17 protein-coding genes are annotated in these 17,112 nt (G+C 58.4%); 11 read left to right on the forward strand and 6 right to left on the reverse strand.

Annotated elements, in window-relative coordinates:
- Positions 1–98 precede the first annotated feature (98 nt).
- Positions 99–434: a hypothetical protein gene (locus tag HNR03_RS25780; RefSeq protein WP_259156700.1), complete on the forward strand. Its 336-nt coding sequence runs from the start codon at positions 99–101 to the stop codon at positions 432–434.
- A 203-nt stretch (positions 435–637) separates the two neighbouring features.
- Here HNR03_RS25780 and HNR03_RS25785 read toward each other — a convergent pair whose 3' ends face one another.
- Positions 638–994: a hypothetical protein gene (locus HNR03_RS25785; protein WP_259156704.1), complete on the reverse strand. Its 357-nt coding sequence runs from the start codon at positions 992–994 to the stop codon at positions 638–640.
- A gap of 280 nt (positions 995–1,274) precedes the next feature.
- On the reverse strand, positions 1,275–2,192 hold the full coding sequence (locus tag HNR03_RS25790; protein WP_259156706.1) for an Abi family protein: 918 nt from the start codon (positions 2,190–2,192) through the stop codon (positions 1,275–1,277).
- A 762-nt stretch (positions 2,193–2,954) separates the two neighbouring features.
- Here HNR03_RS25790 and HNR03_RS25795 point away from each other — a divergent pair.
- On the forward strand, positions 2,955–3,269 hold the full coding sequence (locus HNR03_RS25795) for a DUF3077 domain-containing protein (protein WP_259156708.1): 315 nt from the start codon (positions 2,955–2,957) through the stop codon (positions 3,267–3,269).
- Positions 3,270–3,470: 201 nt separating this feature from the next.
- On the opposite strand, the gene HNR03_RS25800 is transcribed toward HNR03_RS25795, so the two are convergent.
- On the reverse strand, positions 3,471–3,839 hold the full coding sequence (locus HNR03_RS25800) for a PH domain-containing protein (RefSeq protein WP_090180398.1): 369 nt from the start codon (positions 3,837–3,839) through the stop codon (positions 3,471–3,473).
- Between the two features lie 76 nt (positions 3,840–3,915).
- Positions 3,916–4,257: a potassium channel family protein gene (locus HNR03_RS25805; protein ID WP_259156710.1), complete on the reverse strand. Its 342-nt coding sequence runs from the start codon at positions 4,255–4,257 to the stop codon at positions 3,916–3,918.
- A gap of 416 nt (positions 4,258–4,673) precedes the next feature.
- Here HNR03_RS25805 and HNR03_RS25810 point away from each other — a divergent pair, with 416 nt between their 5' ends.
- The 7 genes from HNR03_RS25810 (at position 4,674) to HNR03_RS25840 (ending at position 12,989) form a co-directional block, all read left to right on the forward strand.
- Positions 4,674–5,150: a formate dehydrogenase subunit gamma gene (locus tag HNR03_RS25810; protein WP_222588347.1), complete on the forward strand. Its 477-nt coding sequence runs from the start codon at positions 4,674–4,676 to the stop codon at positions 5,148–5,150.
- Positions 5,147–6,694: an NADH-quinone oxidoreductase subunit NuoF gene (locus tag HNR03_RS25815; protein ID WP_259156714.1), complete on the forward strand. Its 1,548-nt coding sequence runs from the start codon at positions 5,147–5,149 to the stop codon at positions 6,692–6,694. Before HNR03_RS25810 ends, HNR03_RS25815 begins: the two co-directional genes overlap by 4 nt.
- Positions 6,691–9,573 carry a formate dehydrogenase subunit alpha gene (gene fdhF, locus HNR03_RS25820; protein ID WP_259156715.1) on the forward strand — a complete coding sequence of 961 codons (2,883 nt, stop codon included), beginning with the start codon at positions 6,691–6,693 and terminating at the stop codon, positions 9,571–9,573. The genes HNR03_RS25815 and fdhF overlap by 4 nt, the downstream gene beginning before the upstream one ends.
- Positions 9,570–9,791, forward strand: a complete 222-nt coding sequence (locus HNR03_RS25825; RefSeq protein WP_259156717.1) for a formate dehydrogenase subunit delta — start codon at positions 9,570–9,572, stop codon at positions 9,789–9,791. The genes fdhF and HNR03_RS25825 overlap by 4 nt, the downstream gene beginning before the upstream one ends.
- Positions 9,792–10,090: 299 nt before the next feature.
- Positions 10,091–10,471: a hypothetical protein gene (locus HNR03_RS25830; protein ID WP_259156720.1), complete on the forward strand. Its 381-nt coding sequence runs from the start codon at positions 10,091–10,093 to the stop codon at positions 10,469–10,471.
- A gap of 80 nt (positions 10,472–10,551) precedes the next feature.
- On the forward strand, positions 10,552–12,474 hold the full coding sequence (locus HNR03_RS25835) for an alkaline phosphatase D family protein (protein WP_259156722.1): 1,923 nt from the start codon (positions 10,552–10,554) through the stop codon (positions 12,472–12,474).
- A 14-nt stretch (positions 12,475–12,488) separates the two neighbouring features.
- Positions 12,489–12,989 (forward strand): adenylate kinase, encoded by a 501-nt coding sequence (locus HNR03_RS25840; RefSeq protein WP_259156724.1) that lies wholly within the window; start codon positions 12,489–12,491, stop codon positions 12,987–12,989.
- 139 nt (positions 12,990–13,128) lie between these two features.
- Here the strand turns inward: HNR03_RS25840 and HNR03_RS25845 are convergent, their stop codons facing one another.
- Positions 13,129–14,307, reverse strand: coding sequence for an aspartate aminotransferase family protein (locus HNR03_RS25845; RefSeq protein ID WP_259156725.1), 1,179 nt, complete (start codon positions 14,305–14,307; stop codon positions 13,129–13,131).
- Positions 14,308–14,409: 102 nt separating this feature from the next.
- Here HNR03_RS25845 and HNR03_RS25850 point away from each other — a divergent pair, with 102 nt between their 5' ends.
- Together HNR03_RS25850 and HNR03_RS25855 are read left to right on the forward strand one after the other, a co-directional pair.
- Positions 14,410–15,312, forward strand: coding sequence for a LysR family transcriptional regulator (locus HNR03_RS25850; RefSeq protein ID WP_259156727.1), 903 nt, complete (start codon positions 14,410–14,412; stop codon positions 15,310–15,312).
- A gap of 75 nt (positions 15,313–15,387) precedes the next feature.
- Positions 15,388–16,401, forward strand: coding sequence for a sensor domain-containing diguanylate cyclase (locus tag HNR03_RS25855; RefSeq protein WP_259156728.1), 1,014 nt, complete (start codon positions 15,388–15,390; stop codon positions 16,399–16,401).
- Here HNR03_RS25855 and msrA read toward each other — a convergent pair.
- Positions 16,398–17,108, reverse strand: a complete 711-nt coding sequence (msrA, locus tag HNR03_RS25860) for a peptide-methionine (S)-S-oxide reductase MsrA (RefSeq protein ID WP_259156729.1) — start codon at positions 17,106–17,108, stop codon at positions 16,398–16,400. The two genes, HNR03_RS25855 and msrA, sit on opposite strands and share 4 nt — an antisense overlap.
- Positions 17,109–17,112 lie beyond the last annotated feature (4 nt).

Here is a 17,112-nt window from a genome sequence, read left to right on the forward strand (position 1 = left end):
CCGACCTGTAGGAGCTGCCGAAGGCTGCGATCTTTTGATCTTGCTTTCAAGGCGCCACAAACCAAACCCGCCCAGCCAACGAATCAAGGATTCACACAATGGAATTGCCACTGGAAACCGTTGCCCTTTTCGCCCTCAAGCTGGCTTACGAGCGGGAGGGGGAGGGGGAAAGTCCAATTCTGCGAGATGATCCGATCATGAGTGATTATGAGCGGGAGGTGTTTGGGTTGTTGGTGCGGCGGGGGGATGTTGAGGGGATTCAGTTTCGAGTGGCGCATTGTGTAGGTTTGGCGCTCGAGGCTATCGGTGGTGTTGATACGTCGCTCGGGCGTGAACTGCATCGGTTGTCTGCTGATTTTGGAAATGCGCGGACGATAGAGCAGCTTGAAGCGCCGGCCATTGCGCTTAAGGATTACTTGAAAGATATACAGTGAAGGATTGGGTTAGGACAGATTGGCGCCGCTTTTACACCGACCGGTACTGGGTAGGGCTTTGGCTGAGATGGAAATAAATCTGCCTCCTTCGCGTCGTCGAAAGCTGGTAGCCCAAGTAAAACAAGCTGCATATGAAAAAGGCCCTGACATGCCTTTTTGGTGACGACGCTAAACTCAAAAGCAAATAAAACATCGCTGCCAACTCACAGCCTGCTGACGATTTCCTTCCAGATGTACCCGTAATTATGTTCCAACCAACGAACAAGTAGTTTGTCGAACTGCCTACGAAACCAATTGTTTTTCCGGGCGGCGCGCCTTTCTTCAATCATGGCATTGAGGGAGTCAGGATCGAAGCCTGTCCATACCGTTGGAAGGGCCGCCGCAATATTGGTAAAGCACACAGGCGCGACTTCTGAGTAAAGGATCTCGTAGAGGGTTTGAGGATCAACTCCTCTCACCTGACTCGCTATGTAATCGTAATCAACCGGGAAATCATTGAACGGATCCGAGAGCGCGACCCTAATCTTTGTCAACTCAGATTGACTCAAAGAATATCCCAATGTGAAAACTCCTCTAATTCCTCATCAAGCGAGTCCGCTACCGTTCCGCCTGCGACGTCTCCAACAACAGTTCCCAGAAACACAACCGCAAATGCGCTTTGATTTATATGGAATGCTCCAGTCTCCCTCGGGCACCAAAATTAAAAAAGGTCTTGCTTTGCAAGGCCTTTTTTTCATCTGCGCACTTCAGGACTATTTGAAAGTAATCCACGATAGGGGCTGATTACTTCGAAGAGCCAAGTATGTATGCATTCAAGCCAGAGACTTATGCCGCAGCCTGCTAGATCCCGAACAGCTTCCGAGGGAATCCGATTTCATCCGGGAACCCCATTGCCTTGAAGGTGCAGCCAGGCATAGGAGGCTTGCAGTCGATCAGATTCGCAACGTCGTGAATCCAGGTCGAGGCTGGTGCGATTTTCTGCAGCAGGAACCATATGACTGCGACTAACCCATACAGTCTCTTTAGTGCATGTTGATCAAGCCCTAACGTCTGAAAATACGGTTCCGTAGGGACCGCCAGCGGGTTAGGCGAGGCTTGATTCCAGACACGTGCATGGTGAGCACAACGGTTGCGCAAATGGCTGATTTGCTGCATCCACCGGCTGAGCATTTTGGCGTTGTTCATACCGAGGCGCGCCAGTATGAGATTCTGATACTTGCTGCTCAGCAGTTCGAAAAATTCCGATAGATCCCCAAAATCCCATGCCTCCACCGCGACCCAAACGGGGATGGACTTGCCGGCTCGGAAATGCCACTGAATGCAGTCCTCTTTACTCCGTGCAATGTGCGAATGCTGCTTCTGACTCCACTCTGTCCACTTGTTCCGCGAATTACCGCGGCTGTCCGTATACGGTTGAGTCCATTTTTGCAGGATGAATTTCGCATTGGTGTAGGCCATTGGGTCGTGATACCCGACTTCGTGAGCCATTACAGTCTTAAGGTGAACCTCTAGGCGCTCGACGGCATCCAGCATGAGCATTCTCAATTGCTTATCGAACTTGTAAAGGTCTACAGACGAGTCGAAAGAGGTCGCAGCCTGGAAAGTGTCCAGACGCAGAGGTTTGCCCGTGAACGGGCAGGCTGCTTGTTGCAGGCCGTTCATTTTGAACTCTCGCGCCGGATACCAGTAACCGCTGAGGCGGTAATACCCTAACTGCGCAAGCTTGCGTTCTGCACGAGACGAGTCTTGGATTTGCATACCCCTGCTGACAAGCAGCGCAACCAAATCAGGGTATGTACGGAACGGCTTCGGAGGGGCTGGGTTAGACAACTTCCAAGTTCCAGAAACAAGAAGGCCCGAACGTAATGCCGGACTAAGCCAGCACCAGAGGATCGGGCGCGATTGGGGTTGATGCTGCCGTAGCCTGATGACCGTGTCAATGTGTACGTCACGGTAAACGCGGCAAACACTCGGGTTTATACGGGTTTGCGACGATCTGTTGCAGGCGATGGCACACGCTTGTTAGCAGCCTAAATTAGAGCGCTGCGAATTGTTGTCAGGCCATTCCGAGAGAGCGGTAGGGCTATTCTTTTTTGGGCCTGACGCTAGCAGCGGCCGAGCAAAGGGGGTTCGGAAGTTGCAGGAACGGGATCTGCACGCTACCCTCCCACCGTCGCTGCCAATTCAGCGGCCGGGCTTGGTAACCCGAGGTAAATCACTGCGCAACAGTGCCATGCGTTCGCAGGCGCTTTTTTTTCGCCTGCGATCTGCGTTATGGCGGCTGTGCGTGGGACGTCTTCGGACGTGCCGGTTTCCTTGATTTCCCGGTTTACCAACCTGCGCACAGCTGCCACCCATTCGCTTGGTAACGAATTGTGGCAGCTCTTAAAAATTAAGGAGCTTCACAATGCGCTGTATGGATACGTACAAAATCTGGCTTTTCCCTCAACGCGACTCCCTGTTGCGTAACGCCCCACTGTCCGCCCTCTCGCACTGCCTCCCCATCATCGGAGGTGGCCAATGACCGATCAATCAGAGATGAAAACCATCGGCCTAACCCCAGCCATCTACTGCTCCGATCAACCACTCTTCCACGTCACTCGTGGCGTCCCCCTCGGTGATGCCCTATCCATGGCTTCTGACTTTCTCTTCCTCGCCAAGAAGCTGAACGAAGATGCCGCCTACGCCACGGACACCGACCGCCACTCTTGGGCCGCGCATTATTTGACGGCGATGAGTAAGGCTGTGGTGGATGATGCGGTGAAGGTGCTGACTCGGGATCGGGTTTCTGCATCGACAACTAAGCAGCAGACGTCGGAGAAGTCTGCAGCGTAGCCGTTGAACGATGGCGGGATGGTTTTGATGCCTGTCGTTGTTTGGTATGACGCTTGGGGAAGTGAGCTGCCTGGGAGGGTCGCCGGGCATTGGCACTGATGTTGGCCGGTCTGGCGCTATCGCGAGCAGGCTCACTCCCACATTGGATGTGTATTGAGTCAGTTGGAGCCCCGAGTTTTTCGGGGCCTTTTCGTGCTTAGGTCAAAGCAAGTGCTGGGATATCAGCTTCGAGATTTCCACCATCGACGTCCTGCCGGTGAATTCGAATTTCACTTTTCCCAGCGACGAGAAGTAAATCTCCAATTCGGAGTCCAGGTCGAACGTGCCAGAGGTTTCCACCGAGTACGCCACGATGTTTTTGTAGGGCAATGAGGTGAAGTCTTTTTTGCTTCCGGTGATGCCTTGGACGTTGACCGCGATGATGCGTTTGTTGGTAAACACCACGCCGTCGCGCATGGATTTATAGGAGTCGATGACGTGTTCGCCGTCGATCAAAAGGTCGGAAACGCGTTCGGCGTATTCGTCGTTTTGCTTGAGTTTGAAGAATCCCTTGTTGTTGAAATCAATCATCAGTCTTTCCCTGTTTTTCAAATGAATATCGTGAGCATGACGTCAAAGCGTATTTCGTACTACGTCGCTGCGTCCCCTACTCCAAGTGTTCTGTCGCCCGCACCGCATTCTCAATCGCCCGAATGCAGATCGCCGCAAATATTGCCGTCATCAGCACCCCGTTAAACCCCAGCAAAATCGCCAGCACCCGCGAGACGGCCAGTTTCGGGACGAAGTCTCCATAACCGATGGTCAGGCCGGTCACGAACGCGAAGTAGATACCGTCGAAAGGGTCCCAGCCTTCCAGAAAGCTGATGATCAGACCGAACAGCACAATAAAGAACAGCAGGACGGAAAAAATCGGCCAGACCACGTGAAAGTAGAACCTGACGGCTTTGTAGAACTCTCGACGCACGTGTGCTGCATGAATGATGTTCATGTCATGGGCCCTTTGGGGGGTTAGCCTGACCGGCAATTGAATGCTCGGCGTTTCAACCTCCTTTCAGCTTGGCACAAGCGAGGTCGATGGGCCGCTCATCGCACTCAAGGAGTATTTGAAAGATATTTGGTGAGCAAACGCTACGCTTTGCGCTCTTCTAGACTTATTGGAGAGTCGTAGGCAGAACTGAGCACGTCGCTTTGGTGCAGATGAATCAAAAGCGGCGTGGCAAGCTGCCTTAATGCCCTTATGAGGTGCGGCGAAGACCGTGCCGGGCACAACAAGATGCCCGCTCAGGGTGCCCTGGCCAACGGCCTGAAAATGCCACGATTCCGTGACGTGGCGTGAATGCCGCAGCCGACACTTTCGGACGACCGACAACCGCCTGGTTTGTCCGTGACCGTGAGGAATGCTGTATGCCTGATGAGATGTTGCAATTGCCGATGGTCAACAGCGTGCTGGAGCGTCATAAACGCTCCCCGGGCGCTCTGTTGCCCATTCTCCATGAGATTCAGGAGGGCATCGGTTACATCCCTGATGCCGCCATCCCCGAGATTGCCCACGCCCTGAACCAGAGTCAGGCGGAGATTCGTGGGGTGATCAGCTTTTACCATGACTTCCGCACCGCGCCGCCGGCTCGCCATATTTTGCGTCTGTGCCGCGCCGAATCCTGCAAAAGCCGTGGTGCCGAGCAGCTTGCCGCGCAATTGCGTGAACGCCTGCAACTGGACGATCACGGCAGCAGCGCTGACGGCAGTATCAGCCTGCGTCCGGTGTATTGCCTCGGCGCCTGTGCCTGTTCGCCCGCTCTGGAGCTGGATGGCCAGGTGCATGCGCGGCTGAATCCCGAGCGTCTCGATGCCTTGCTCGACGCTTGCCGGGAGGACGCATGATGCCGTCTCTCTATTTACCGTGTGATTCGCTGGCCCGTGCGGTCGGCGCTGATGACGTGGCCTCGGCCCTTTCGAATCAGACTGATCTGGACCTGCAACGCACCAGTTCTCGCGGCCTGTATTGGCTGGAACCGCTGCTGGAAGTGGACACCCCGCAAGGCCGTATCGGCTTTGGTCCGCTGACTGCTGCCGATGTGCCGTCCGTGCTCGATGCGCTGCAAGGCGAGCCCTCCGCGCATCCACTGGCCTTGGGTCTGGTGGAAGAGTTGCCGTATCTCAAGTCGCAACAACGCCTGTTGTTCGCCCGCGCCGGCATTACCCAACCGCTGTCGCTGGACGATTACCGAACCCACGGCGGTTTCGAGGGTTTGAAAAGAGCCGTCACCATTGGCGGAGAGCAGGCCGCGACGGAAGTGTTCGATTCCGGCCTGCGTGGCCGTGGCGGCGCGGCGTTCCCGGCCGGGATCAAATGGCGCACGGTGCGCGCCACTCAGGCGGCGCAGAAATACATCGTGTGCAACGCTGACGAAGGCGACTCCGGCACTTTTGCCGACCGTATGTTGATGGAAGGCGACCCCTTCCTGCTGATCGAAGGCATGGCCATTGCCGGCATTACCGTCGGCGCCACCTATGGCTACATCTATGTGCGTTCGGAATATCCACAGGCTGTGGCCACCCTGCGTGCGGCGCTGGAGATTGCCCGGACCAACGGTTACCTCGGCGCCAATGTCGGCGGTAGCGGCCTGGCTTTCGATATGGAAGTGCGCGTCGGTGCCGGCGCTTACATCTGCGGTGAGGAAACCGCGCTGCTCGACTCGCTCGAAGGCAAGCGCGGGATCGTTCGCGCCAAGCCGCCGATCCCTGCGTTGCAAGGGCTGTTCGGCCTGCCGACGCTGGTGCATAACGTGCTGACGCTGGCCTCGGTGCCGCTGATTCTGGCCAAGGGTGCGCAGTTCTATCGCGATTACGGCATGGGCCGCTCGCTGGGAACCATGCCCTTCCAGTTGGCGGGCAATATTCGTCACGGCGGTTTGGTGGAACGGGCGTTTGGCCTGACCTTGCGCGAACTGGTGGAAGACTACGGCGGTGGTACCGCCAGTGGCCGACCGCTGAAAGCCGCGCAGGTCGGCGGCCCTCTCGGCACGTGGGTGCCGCCGTCGCAATTCGACACGCCGCTGGATTACGAAGCGTTCACCGCCATCGGCGCGATGCTCGGTCACGGTGGTGTAGTGGTGGCGGATGACACGGTGGACATGGCTCAAATGGCGCGTTTCGCCATGCAGTTCTGCGCCGAGGAATCCTGTGGCAAATGCACGCCGTGCCGCATCGGCTCGACCCGGGGCGTGGAGGTGATCGACCGCCTGCTCGCCGCGCCTGACCAGAACGGTCGCGAAGAACAGGTGATCATCCTCAAGGACCTGTGCGACACGATGCAATACGGTTCGCTGTGTGCGTTGGGCGGCATGGCCCCGTTTCCGGTGGCCAGCGCCCTCAAGTACTTCCCCGCCGACTTCGGTCTGCAGCCCTCGGAGGCCGACCAATGATTACTCTCTTCGACCCGAAAACCGATATCGACCTGGGCACACCCGCCCGCGACAGCGACGTGCAAGTCACCCTGAACATCGACGGTCGCAGCATCAGCGTGCCTGAAGGCACTTCGGTGATGCGCGCCGCTGCGTTGCTGGGCACCACGATTCCCAAACTGTGTGCCACCGACAGCCTGGAAGCCTTCGGCTCCTGCCGCATGTGTCTGGTGGAGATCGATGGCATGCGCGGCTATCCCGCGTCCTGCACCACGCCGGTCACCGAAGGCATGACCGTGCACACCCAGACGCCAAAGCTGGCGACCCTGCGCCGCAACGTCATGGAGTTGTACATTTCCGATCACCCGCTGGATTGCCTGACCTGCTCGGCCAACGGCAACTGCGAGCTGCAAACCGTGGCCGGTCAGGTGGGCCTGCGGGAAGTGCGTTATGGCTATGAAGGCGACAACCATCTGGCCGACGTGAAGGACACCTCCAACCCTTACTTCGACTATGACCCAAGCAAGTGCATCGTCTGCAACCGCTGCGTGCGCGCCTGCGAAGAAACCCAGGGCACGTTTGCCCTGACGATTACCGGGCGCGGTTTTGAATCCCGGGTGGCGGCGGCCGGTGGCGATAATTTCCTTGAGTCGGAATGCGTGTCCTGCGGCGCCTGTGTGCAAGCCTGCCCAACCGCGACCTTGATGGAAAAAAGCGTGGTCGAACTGGGTCAGCCCGAGCGCAGCGTAATCACCACCTGTGCCTATTGCGGCGTGGGCTGCTCGTTCCGCGCCGAGATGAAAGGCGACCAGTTGGTGCGCATGGTTCCGGACAAGAATGGCCAAGCCAACCACGGCCACTCTTGCGTCAAAGGGCGCTTTGCCTGGGGCTACGCCACTCACCCGGATCGCATCACCAAGCCGATGATCCGCAAACACATCAACGACCCGTGGCAGGAAGTCAGCTGGGATGAAGCGGTGACCTACGCCGCCAGCGAATTCCGCCGGTTGCAGCAAAAATACGGTCGCGATTCCATTGGTGGCATCACCTCCAGCCGCTGCACCAACGAAGAAACCTATCTGGTGCAAAAACTGGTGCGCGCCGCGTTCGGCAACAACAACGTCGACACCTGTGCGCGGGTTTGCCATTCGCCGACCGGTTATGGCTTGAAGCAAACTTTGGGCGAGTCCGCCGGCACCCAGAGTTTCGACTCGGTGATGCAGGCTGACGTGATTCTGGTGATGGGCGCCAACCCCAGCGATGCCCACCCGGTATTCGCCTCGCAGCTCAAACGCCGCCTGCGCGAAGGCGCGCGGCTGATCGTCATCGATCCTCGGCGCATTGATCTGGTGGACTCGGTGCACGCCCGCGCCGAACTGCACCTGGCCCTGCGTCCAGGCACCAACGTTGCCATGCTCAATGCCCTGGCCCACGTTATCGTCACCGAAGGCTTGCTCAACCAGGCCTTTATCGACGCTCGTTGCGAGGACATCGATTTCGACCACTGGCGCGAATTCGTCAGTCGCGCGGAGAACTCACCGGAAGCCTTGGGTCCTGTCTGCGGTGTAGAGCCTGCCGACATCCGCGCCGCTGCGCGCCTGTACGCAACCGGCGGCAACGCGGCGATCTACTACGGCCTGGGCGTCACCGAACACAGCCAGGGCAGTACCGCTGTCATGGGCATCGCCAACCTGGCCATGGCCACCGGCAACATCGGCCGCGAAGGCGTGGGCGTGAACCCGCTGCGTGGGCAGAACAACGTTCAGGGTTCCTGCGACATGGGTTCCTTCCCGCACGAGTTGCCTGGCTACCGGCACATCTCCAACGAGGTGGTTCGCGCGCAGTTCGAGCAGGCGTGGAACGTCTCTTTGCAACCCGACCCGGGCCTGCGCATTCCCAATATGTTCGAATCTGCCTTGGCTGGCAGCTTCAAGGGCCTGTACTGCCAGGGCGAAGACATCGCCCAGAGCGATCCGAATACCCAACACGTCACTGCAGCCCTGTCGGCGATGGAATGCATCGTGGTGCAGGACATTTTCCTCAATGAAACCGCCAAGTTCGCCCACGTGTTCCTGCCGGGCGCCTCGTTCCTGGAAAAAGACGGCACCTTCACCAACGCCGAGCGACGCATTTCTCGGGTGCGCAAGGTCATGGAACCGCTCGGCGGCCTGGCCGACTGGGAAGGCACGGTGGCCCTGGCCAACGCCTTGGGCTATCCAATGAACTACAAACATCCATCAGAAATCATGGATGAAATCGCCAGCCTGACGCCGACCTTTACCAACGTCAGCTACGCCGAACTGGACCGCCACGGCAGCCTGCAATGGCCGTGCAACGCCGAGGCACCGGACGGCACGCCGACCATGCACATCGAGGAGTTCGTGCGCGGCAAAGGGCGCTTCATGCTGACCGGCTACGTGCCCACCGAAGAAAAGGTCAACAGTCGCTATCCGCTGCTGCTGACCACCGGGCGCATCCTCAGCCAGTACAACGTTGGCGCACAGACACGGCGTACCGAAAACGTCGCCTGGCACGACGAAGATCGCCTGGAAATCCATCCGACCGACGCCGAGAGCCGTGGCATCAACGAAGGTGATTGGGTCGGCATCGGCAGTCGCGCCGGCCAGACCGTATTGCGGGCGCGGGTCACTGAACGGGTCGCTCCGGGCGTGGTGTACACCACGTTCCACTTCCCGGAATCGGGGGCCAACGTCATTACCACCGACAACTCCGACTGGGCGACCAACTGTCCGGAGTACAAGGTCACCGCCGTTGAAGTCAGCCGCGTCTACCACCCTTCCGAGTGGCAAAAACGCTACCAGGCTTTCAGTGATGAACAGGACCGCTTGCTCAAGGAACGCCGGCATAGTCGTGGCGCAAAAGCGGAGGTGCGTCGATGAGCACTGAGAACCTGATCAAGATGGTCAACCAGATCGCCCAGTACTTCGCCATCGAACCGGACCATCAAAAAGCCGTGCTTGGTGTGCGTAATCATCTGCAGCTGTACTGGACGCCCGGCATGCGCAAGGAATTGCTGGCCTGGCAGACAGAGCATCATGGGGCCAACTTGCTCCCGCTCGCGCAAGAGGCGGTCAGCGGGGCGGGTTGGGAGGCTTAGGTTCTCGCGATCCTGAGACTGGCTAAAAAACCTGTGGGAGCGAGCCTGCTCGCGATAGCGTCAGTTCAGCCAGCAATCATGCTGAATGTTTTGACGCCATCGCGAGCAGGCTCGCTCCCACATTCGGTTGTGTTGAGTGCCTGAGATTTGTGATGCCCACCCCAGGCAATCATCTTTCGCCTTTCGTTGCCTGTTGAATCGCCCCTCTCACTTCAACTCCCTGCCACTGATTTGATATCGTGCATGCCATCGCCTCACCTCATCAAAGGCCAACGATGTTGGTTAACAGGGAAGATTGAATGTTTTTAATCAGTATGTTGCTGTTCTTCGTCGCATCAGCAGGGATGTGGATTTGGATCGTGAAGAGCCGTGGCCCGTTGAATATCTGGCTGGCGAACCTCGGTGGTGCCGTGGCAAGTTTTATCGTCGGGACGGCGGTGCTAATTCTTTGCTCGAGATGGCTAACCCCGGACACTCACGCCTCACAACCCACGGCAGCATTCGCGCTTTACACGTTGATGGCATTTTTGGGCGCCCTCAGCGGGACATGGCTCTTGGTGATCACCCGATTCAACAAGGAACAATCTCCTGCCTATCGTCATTTGGCTGCGGTGGCCTGCAGTCTGGTGACCGCACTGATTGCGCTGGTGGTGTCGGTCACGATCTTTCCCCTCAAATGACCCCCTCGGGCAATTGATGAAGTCCAGCCAGAGCTCTGCGCTATCATCGCCGACTTGTGCGCCAAGAGCCTTGAACCCGGATGTCCGCATCGCTGCCATTGCCTGATGACTGCAACTCACTGCCGCCGGTGCTGGTCGGCCCGCTGTTGCGGCGGCTGGAACCTGCGCGGCTGCTCATGTGGCTCGTGGGCTCCCGGGCGCTATCACTGACGTTGCGCCTGCAAGACTGCAGCGACATCCGCCTGGACGCCGGACAGTGCACCGTCATCCCGATCGGCACTCACGCGTTTATCCACTTGATCGATGTGCCGCTGGCAACCGCCCTGCCCTGCGACACGCTGATCGAGTACGACCTGCTGATCGATGGCGACGACGAAGGCATCTCCAATTGGGCGCCTCATTTGTTGTACGGCGAAGCGCGCTGTCCGAACTTTGTTTTGCGCTCGAGAATCGATCAATTGCTGCATGGCTCTTGCCGCAAACCTCACCACCCGGCGGCAGACGGTTTGCTTTGCGTTGATCAGCTGTTGGCGACCGAACATGACGCAACTGAACGCCCGGCGCTGTTAATGATGAGCGGCGATCAAGTGTATGCGGATGACGTCGCCGGCCCGATGTTGCGGGCGATCCATGCCTTGATCGAGCGACTGGGGTTGTTTGAAGAACACCTCGAAGGCGCTGTGGTCAGCGACAGCGCCAGGCTCTATGAACACCCGGCCAGTTACTACCACCGTGCGGATTTGTTACCGGCGCTGGAGAGCAACGAAACCCTGCGCGAACGATTTTTCGGTGGCGCGCGCAAGCCGATTTTCACCAGCAGCAGCGCCGACAACCATCTAGTGACGTTCGCCGAAGTCATGGCCATGTACTTGCTGGTCTGGTCACCGACACCTTGGACGCTGATCTCGCCACAACCACCGGCACTGACGCCGGAAAGGCGCGAGCGATATGCCCTCGAACAAACGCGCATCGATCACTTCAAGGCTGGCCTGGGCGGCGTCGCGCGCGCAATGGCTCACCTGCCGTGCCTGATGATTTTCGACGACCATGACGTCACCGACGACTGGAATCTTTCCGCGCAATGGGAGGAAACGGCCTACGGCCATCCGTTCTCCAAACGCATCATCGGCAACGCGCTGATCGCCTACATGCTGTGCCAGGGTTGGGGGAATAACCCGGATGCGTTCGGCGGTGTCCTGGAAAAAACCCGTTTATTGAGCGCCACTGGGGATGACCGTTATCTCGACAGCCAGGCGCAGGATGACCTGATCGATCTGCTGTTGGGCTTTCAGCACTGGCATTACGTGCTGCCCACCACCCCGGCGCTGGTGGTGATCGACACCCGCACCCGGCGCTGGCGCAGCGAGATGAACCTCAAGCAACCCTCAGGCTTGCTGGACTGGGAAGCGCTCAGCGAACTGCAACAGGAACTGCTCGATCACCCGTCGGCGATCATCGTTTCGCCGGCACCGATCTTCGGCGTCAAGCTGATCGAAACCGTGCAAAAAGTGTTCAGCTGGTGCGGTTATCCACTGCTCGTGGATGCCGAAAACTGGATGGCCCATCGTGGCGCGGCCCAGGTGATCCTGAACATTTTCCGCCACTCGCGTACACCGGGTAACTACGTGGTGCTGTCGGGTGATGTGCATTATTCCTTCGTCTACGAAGTGCTGATCCGACACCGCAAGGCCGGCCCACATATCTGGCAGATCACCAGCAGCGGCATCAAGAACGAATTTCCACCCGCGCTGCTCGAATGGTTCGACCGCCTCAATCGCTGGCTCTACTCGCCACGCTCGCCGCTGAACTGGTTCACCAAACGCCGCCGCATGCGCATCATCCCGCACGTCCCCGAGCATGCCAAAGCGGGCGAACGGCTGTGGAATTCGGCAGGGATCGGCCAAGTGTTCTTCAATGAGAAAGGACAACCGCAGGCTATTTATCAGCACAACTCCAACGGCGCCCCAAAGACGCGGATGATTGCGCCCGACAACCACGACTAAGCGTGTGAGCTGCCATGAACCTCACCCGAACCCTGATCATCGGCAACTCTGGCTCAGGCAAAAGTTGGCTGGCTAAACGATTGGCCGAACAACTTCATGCGCCCTGGACCGATCTTGATCAGATCCACTGGGTGTCAGACGAATACAGCATCGCCCGCCCCCGCGCCGACGCACTCGCCATGGCACGGATCGCGGCGGATGAACCACGCTGGGTGATCGAAGGTGTGTACGGCTGGATCGTCAGCGAACTTATCCACCGTGCAACAGCGCTTGTCTGGCTGTGCGTCGACGACGCCACCTGCGTCGCCAATATCCGCCAGCGGGAAAACCGGCAGGACGATGACGCCTTGCTGATGGCGCTGCTGGAATGGGCTGGCAGTTATCGGTTGCGCGAGGACTCCTGTGGATTCAACGCGCACCGGCAATTATTTGAAGGGTTCGGCGGTTCGAAAATCAAGCTGGTGGATTGGGCTGATGTGAGCGCATTTGCCAACTCCCTGTTGCAACCCGAGTAATTTCATATCGAATATTGATCGTTCCCACGCTCCGCGTGGGAACGCAGCCCGGGACGCTCCGCGTCCCAAAAGCAGACGCAGAGCGTCCATTGAGGCATTCCCACGCAGACGGTTCGACGCCTCGACGTGGGAACGATCCTTACAAGGCGGCGCTCACCGCCCGACAAACCCCTCTGACAATCATCTCAACTTCCCGCTCATCAATCGTCAACGGTGGCAGCAGGCGTATGGTTTTGCCCCGTGTCACGTTGATCAGTAAGCCGTGGTCCCGGGCGGCGATCTGGGTCAGGTCGCGGATAGGCTGTTTCAGTTCGATGCCGATCATCAAGCCCTGGCCACGAATCGCCAGGACGTTGGGGTCATCTGACAATTCGGCACGCAGTCTGGCCAACAAGCGATCACCCTGGAGCCTGGCGTTTTCCAGCAGCTTTTGTTCTTCGATGATTTCAAGCACGGTGCAACCGACCCGGCACGCCAGCGGATTGCCGCCGAAGGTGCTGCCGTGGCTGCCGGGGGTGAACAACTCGGCGGCTTTGCCCCGGGCCAGGCAGGCGCCGATGGGGATGCCGTTGCCGAGGCCTTTGGCCAGGGTCATGACGTCCGGGACGATGCCTTCGTGCTGAAACGCGAACCACTGGCCGGTACGACCGATGCCGGTCTGGATTTCGTCGAGCATCATCAGCCACCCACGCCGGTTACACAGTTCACGAACGGCTTTGAGGTAACCAGGAGGCGCCATCTGTACGCCGCTTTCACCCTGAATCGGCTCCATCAGGATCGCCACGATGCGGTGACCATGGGCTTGCTGCACTTTTTCCAGCGCCGGTAGATCGCCAAACGGCACTTTGACAAAGTCGCCCGGCAGCTTATTGAAGCCCAGGCGCACGGCCGGGCCATCGCTGGCGGACAAGGTGCCCAGGGTGCGGCCATGAAAGGCGTTTTCCATGACCACCACCAGCGGTTGTTCGACGCCTTTGTGCCAGCCGTAAAGCCGCGCGAGTTTCAGCGCGGTTTCATTGGCTTCGGCTCCGGAATTGTTGAAGAACGCCCGCTCCATGCCCGCCAACGTCGTCAATGTCTGCGCCAGCCGCTGTTGCCATTCGATGCTGTAGAGATTGGAAGTGTGCAACAACAACCCGGCTTGTTCGTTGATCGCCGAGACGATTTTGGGATGAGAGTGGCCGACATTGGTCACCGCCACACCGGCCACCGCATCAAGATACTCACGACCGTCCTGATCCCAAAGTCGGGTGCCCAGGCCTTTGTTGAAACTCAGGGCCAGAGGTTGGTAAGTGGTCATCAGGCAAGCGGCGGTCATGACATCAAGCTCCATCAATTGTCGGTGTTTTTGCAGTATGGTTAGCCACCTGAGCTGGATAAACGCTGCAACACTTCAATCATCTTAAAGCTGGGCTTGATAATGGATCTGTTCCAGGCAATGACGGTTTACGTAAGAGTGGTGGAAACCGGCAGCATGACGGCGGCGGCCCAGCAGGGCGATATGTCCACGACCATGGTCGGCAATCACCTTCGTGCCCTTGAGCAACGCCTTGGCGTGCGCTTGCTTCACCGGACAACACGGCGCCAGCGCCTGACCGAATTCGGCACCGCGTACTACCAGCGTTGCCTTGAGGTGCTGGGATTGGTGGCAGATTCCGAGCGACTGGCGGAACAGAGCCAGGACACACCGACCGGCACCTTGCGCATCACGGCGCCCCTGACCTTCGGTACAGAAAGACTCGCGCCCGCGCTCAGCGAATTCACCCTGCAGTACCCGCAAGTCAAACTGGATGTGGTGCTCACCAACGGGCGCCCTGATCTGCTCGAAAACGGTCTGGACGTGGCGTTTCGCCTGGGGGCTCTCGAACCCACCAACCTGATCGCCCGCCCACTGATCGACTACACCCTGACCATGTGCGCCTCGAAGGACTATCTGGCACGTCGCGGCACACCGACAAAACCCGAAGATCTGCAACATCACGACTGCCTGTCCTTTGCGTATCCGGTCGGCGACGACTGGCATTCCGTGGGTAAACAATGGCGTATGAGCGGGCCTGAAGGCGAAGTCATGGTGACGGTCAGCGGGCCGATGGTGATCAACAGTTCGGCAGGCCTGCATCAGGCGGCTCGCACGGGCATGGGTGTCGTGATGTTGCCCGATGCCCTGGTCGAGCAGGATTTGCGCGACGGCAAACTGGTGGCTTTGATGCCGGATTTCCAGCTGAGTCGGCCAATGAACCTGTTGTATGCCCAGGATCGCTACCGGTTGCCGAAACTACGTCGCTTCGTCGACTTTGCCATGCAGAAGTGGGGCAAACACTAGCCGCAACAATAGGCCATGCCTTACTCTCCGCGACTGACGGGTCACTTTGATATCAGTGCGGCAGGGAGAGCGGTGATGGGTGAGGCATCAAATATCGAGCCGTTGAAATTCAATATGTCGGATTTGAACGAAGACATGTTGCACACCATTCTGGAACTGGTCAGTGACGGCATTTGGGACTGGAACGCCAACACCGGTTTCGTCTACCGCAATCCCGCGTGGTACGAGATGCTTGGCTACGCCGCGCACTCCCTGGACAACACCGTGTTTACCTGGGAGAACGTCATCCACCCCGACGATTTCCCGCGGGTGATGGCCGTGTTCGATGATTACTTGAATCAACGGACGCCGGGTTATCAAGCCGAGTATCGCTGTCGCAGACAGGACGGCAGTTACACCTGGATCGAAGATCGCGGCTACATACTGGCCCGCAATGTCGACGGATCGGTCGCACGAATGGTCGGCGCTCACCGCAGCATCGACGATAAGAAACGCCTCCTCGAAGAGATGGAGAGGCGCAATCAATCCCTTGAAGCCATCGTCGAAGAGCGCACTCGGGAGTTGTCCCGGGTCAATCAGCAGTTACAGATTCAACTGGAAGAAAACCGCAAACTGGCGGAAACCGATGCGCTGACATCGATTGCCAATCGCTATCTTCTAGAGAAAACCCTGCCCCAGGAATGCGAGCGAGCCCAACGTTTTCGGCAACCGTTATCGTTGATCGCCATGGACATCGATGACTTCAAGAACATCAACGATTACTACGGTCATGCGCTGGGAGATGCCGCGTTGGTGCAGGTCGTCGAAAGCGTGAAGCGCTACGTGCGCGAAGGCGATCTATTGGCGCGCTGGGGCGGCGACGAGTTCATCATGATCCTGCCCAACACTTCGCTGGCCGACGCCCGATCCTTGGCCGAGACCATCCGCCATGGGCTGGAGAGCCTGCCGCCTGTGGGCGAGTTTCACGTGACCATGAGTTTTGGCGTGGTCCAGCGCTTCGAGGAAGAGCAACAGACCGGCCTTCTGGCGAGGGCCGATCAGGCGCTGTATCGGTCGAAAGTCGCTGGCAAGAATGTGATTTCGGGCTAACTGCTGCTCCCCGCCTTCACCAGCACCGGTTTCTCCTGATACCGCTCTGGATACAGTTGTTTCAACTGCGCCACCTTCGGCAGATCGTTGATCACGATGTACGGATACGTCGGGTGCTCGGTCAGAAAGTCCTGATGTTCCTCCTCGGCCGGGTAGAAACCGTTGTAGGTTTCCAGCGTGGTCACAATCGGCTTGTTGAATAAATGCGCGGTGTTGAGCTGCGCGATATAGGCCTTGGCCACGCGCTGCTGTTCGGTGTTCTCGGGGAATATTGCCGACCGATACTGGGTGCCGCTATCGGGCCCCTGACGGTTCAGTTCGGTGGGGTTATGCGCCACCGAGAAATAGATTTGCAGCAAGGTGCCGTAACTGACCTGCGCAGGATCGAACGTGACCTCGACCGATTCCGCATGACCGGTATCGCCCTCACTGACGCGCTCATAGCGGGCGGTGTTCGCTGCACCGCCGGCATAACCCGACACGGCTTTCTTCACACCTTTGACGTGCTGGAACACGCCTTGTACGCCCCAAAAGCAGCCGCCGGCGAAAACCGCCGTTTCGCTGTGGGCCTGGGTGGTTTCGTCGAGCGCTGGCGGCGGAATGACGACCGCCTCTTCGCCACCGAAAGAGAACGCCGCACAGTGGCCGATGACACCCGTCGCAGCCAGACCCAACAAGGTACGGCGCCAGGTAAACGGGGTTTTCATGAGT

Source organism: Pseudomonas sp. JAI111 (assembly GCF_024809425.1).
Classification (GTDB): Bacteria; Pseudomonadota; Gammaproteobacteria; order Pseudomonadales; family Pseudomonadaceae; genus Aquipseudomonas.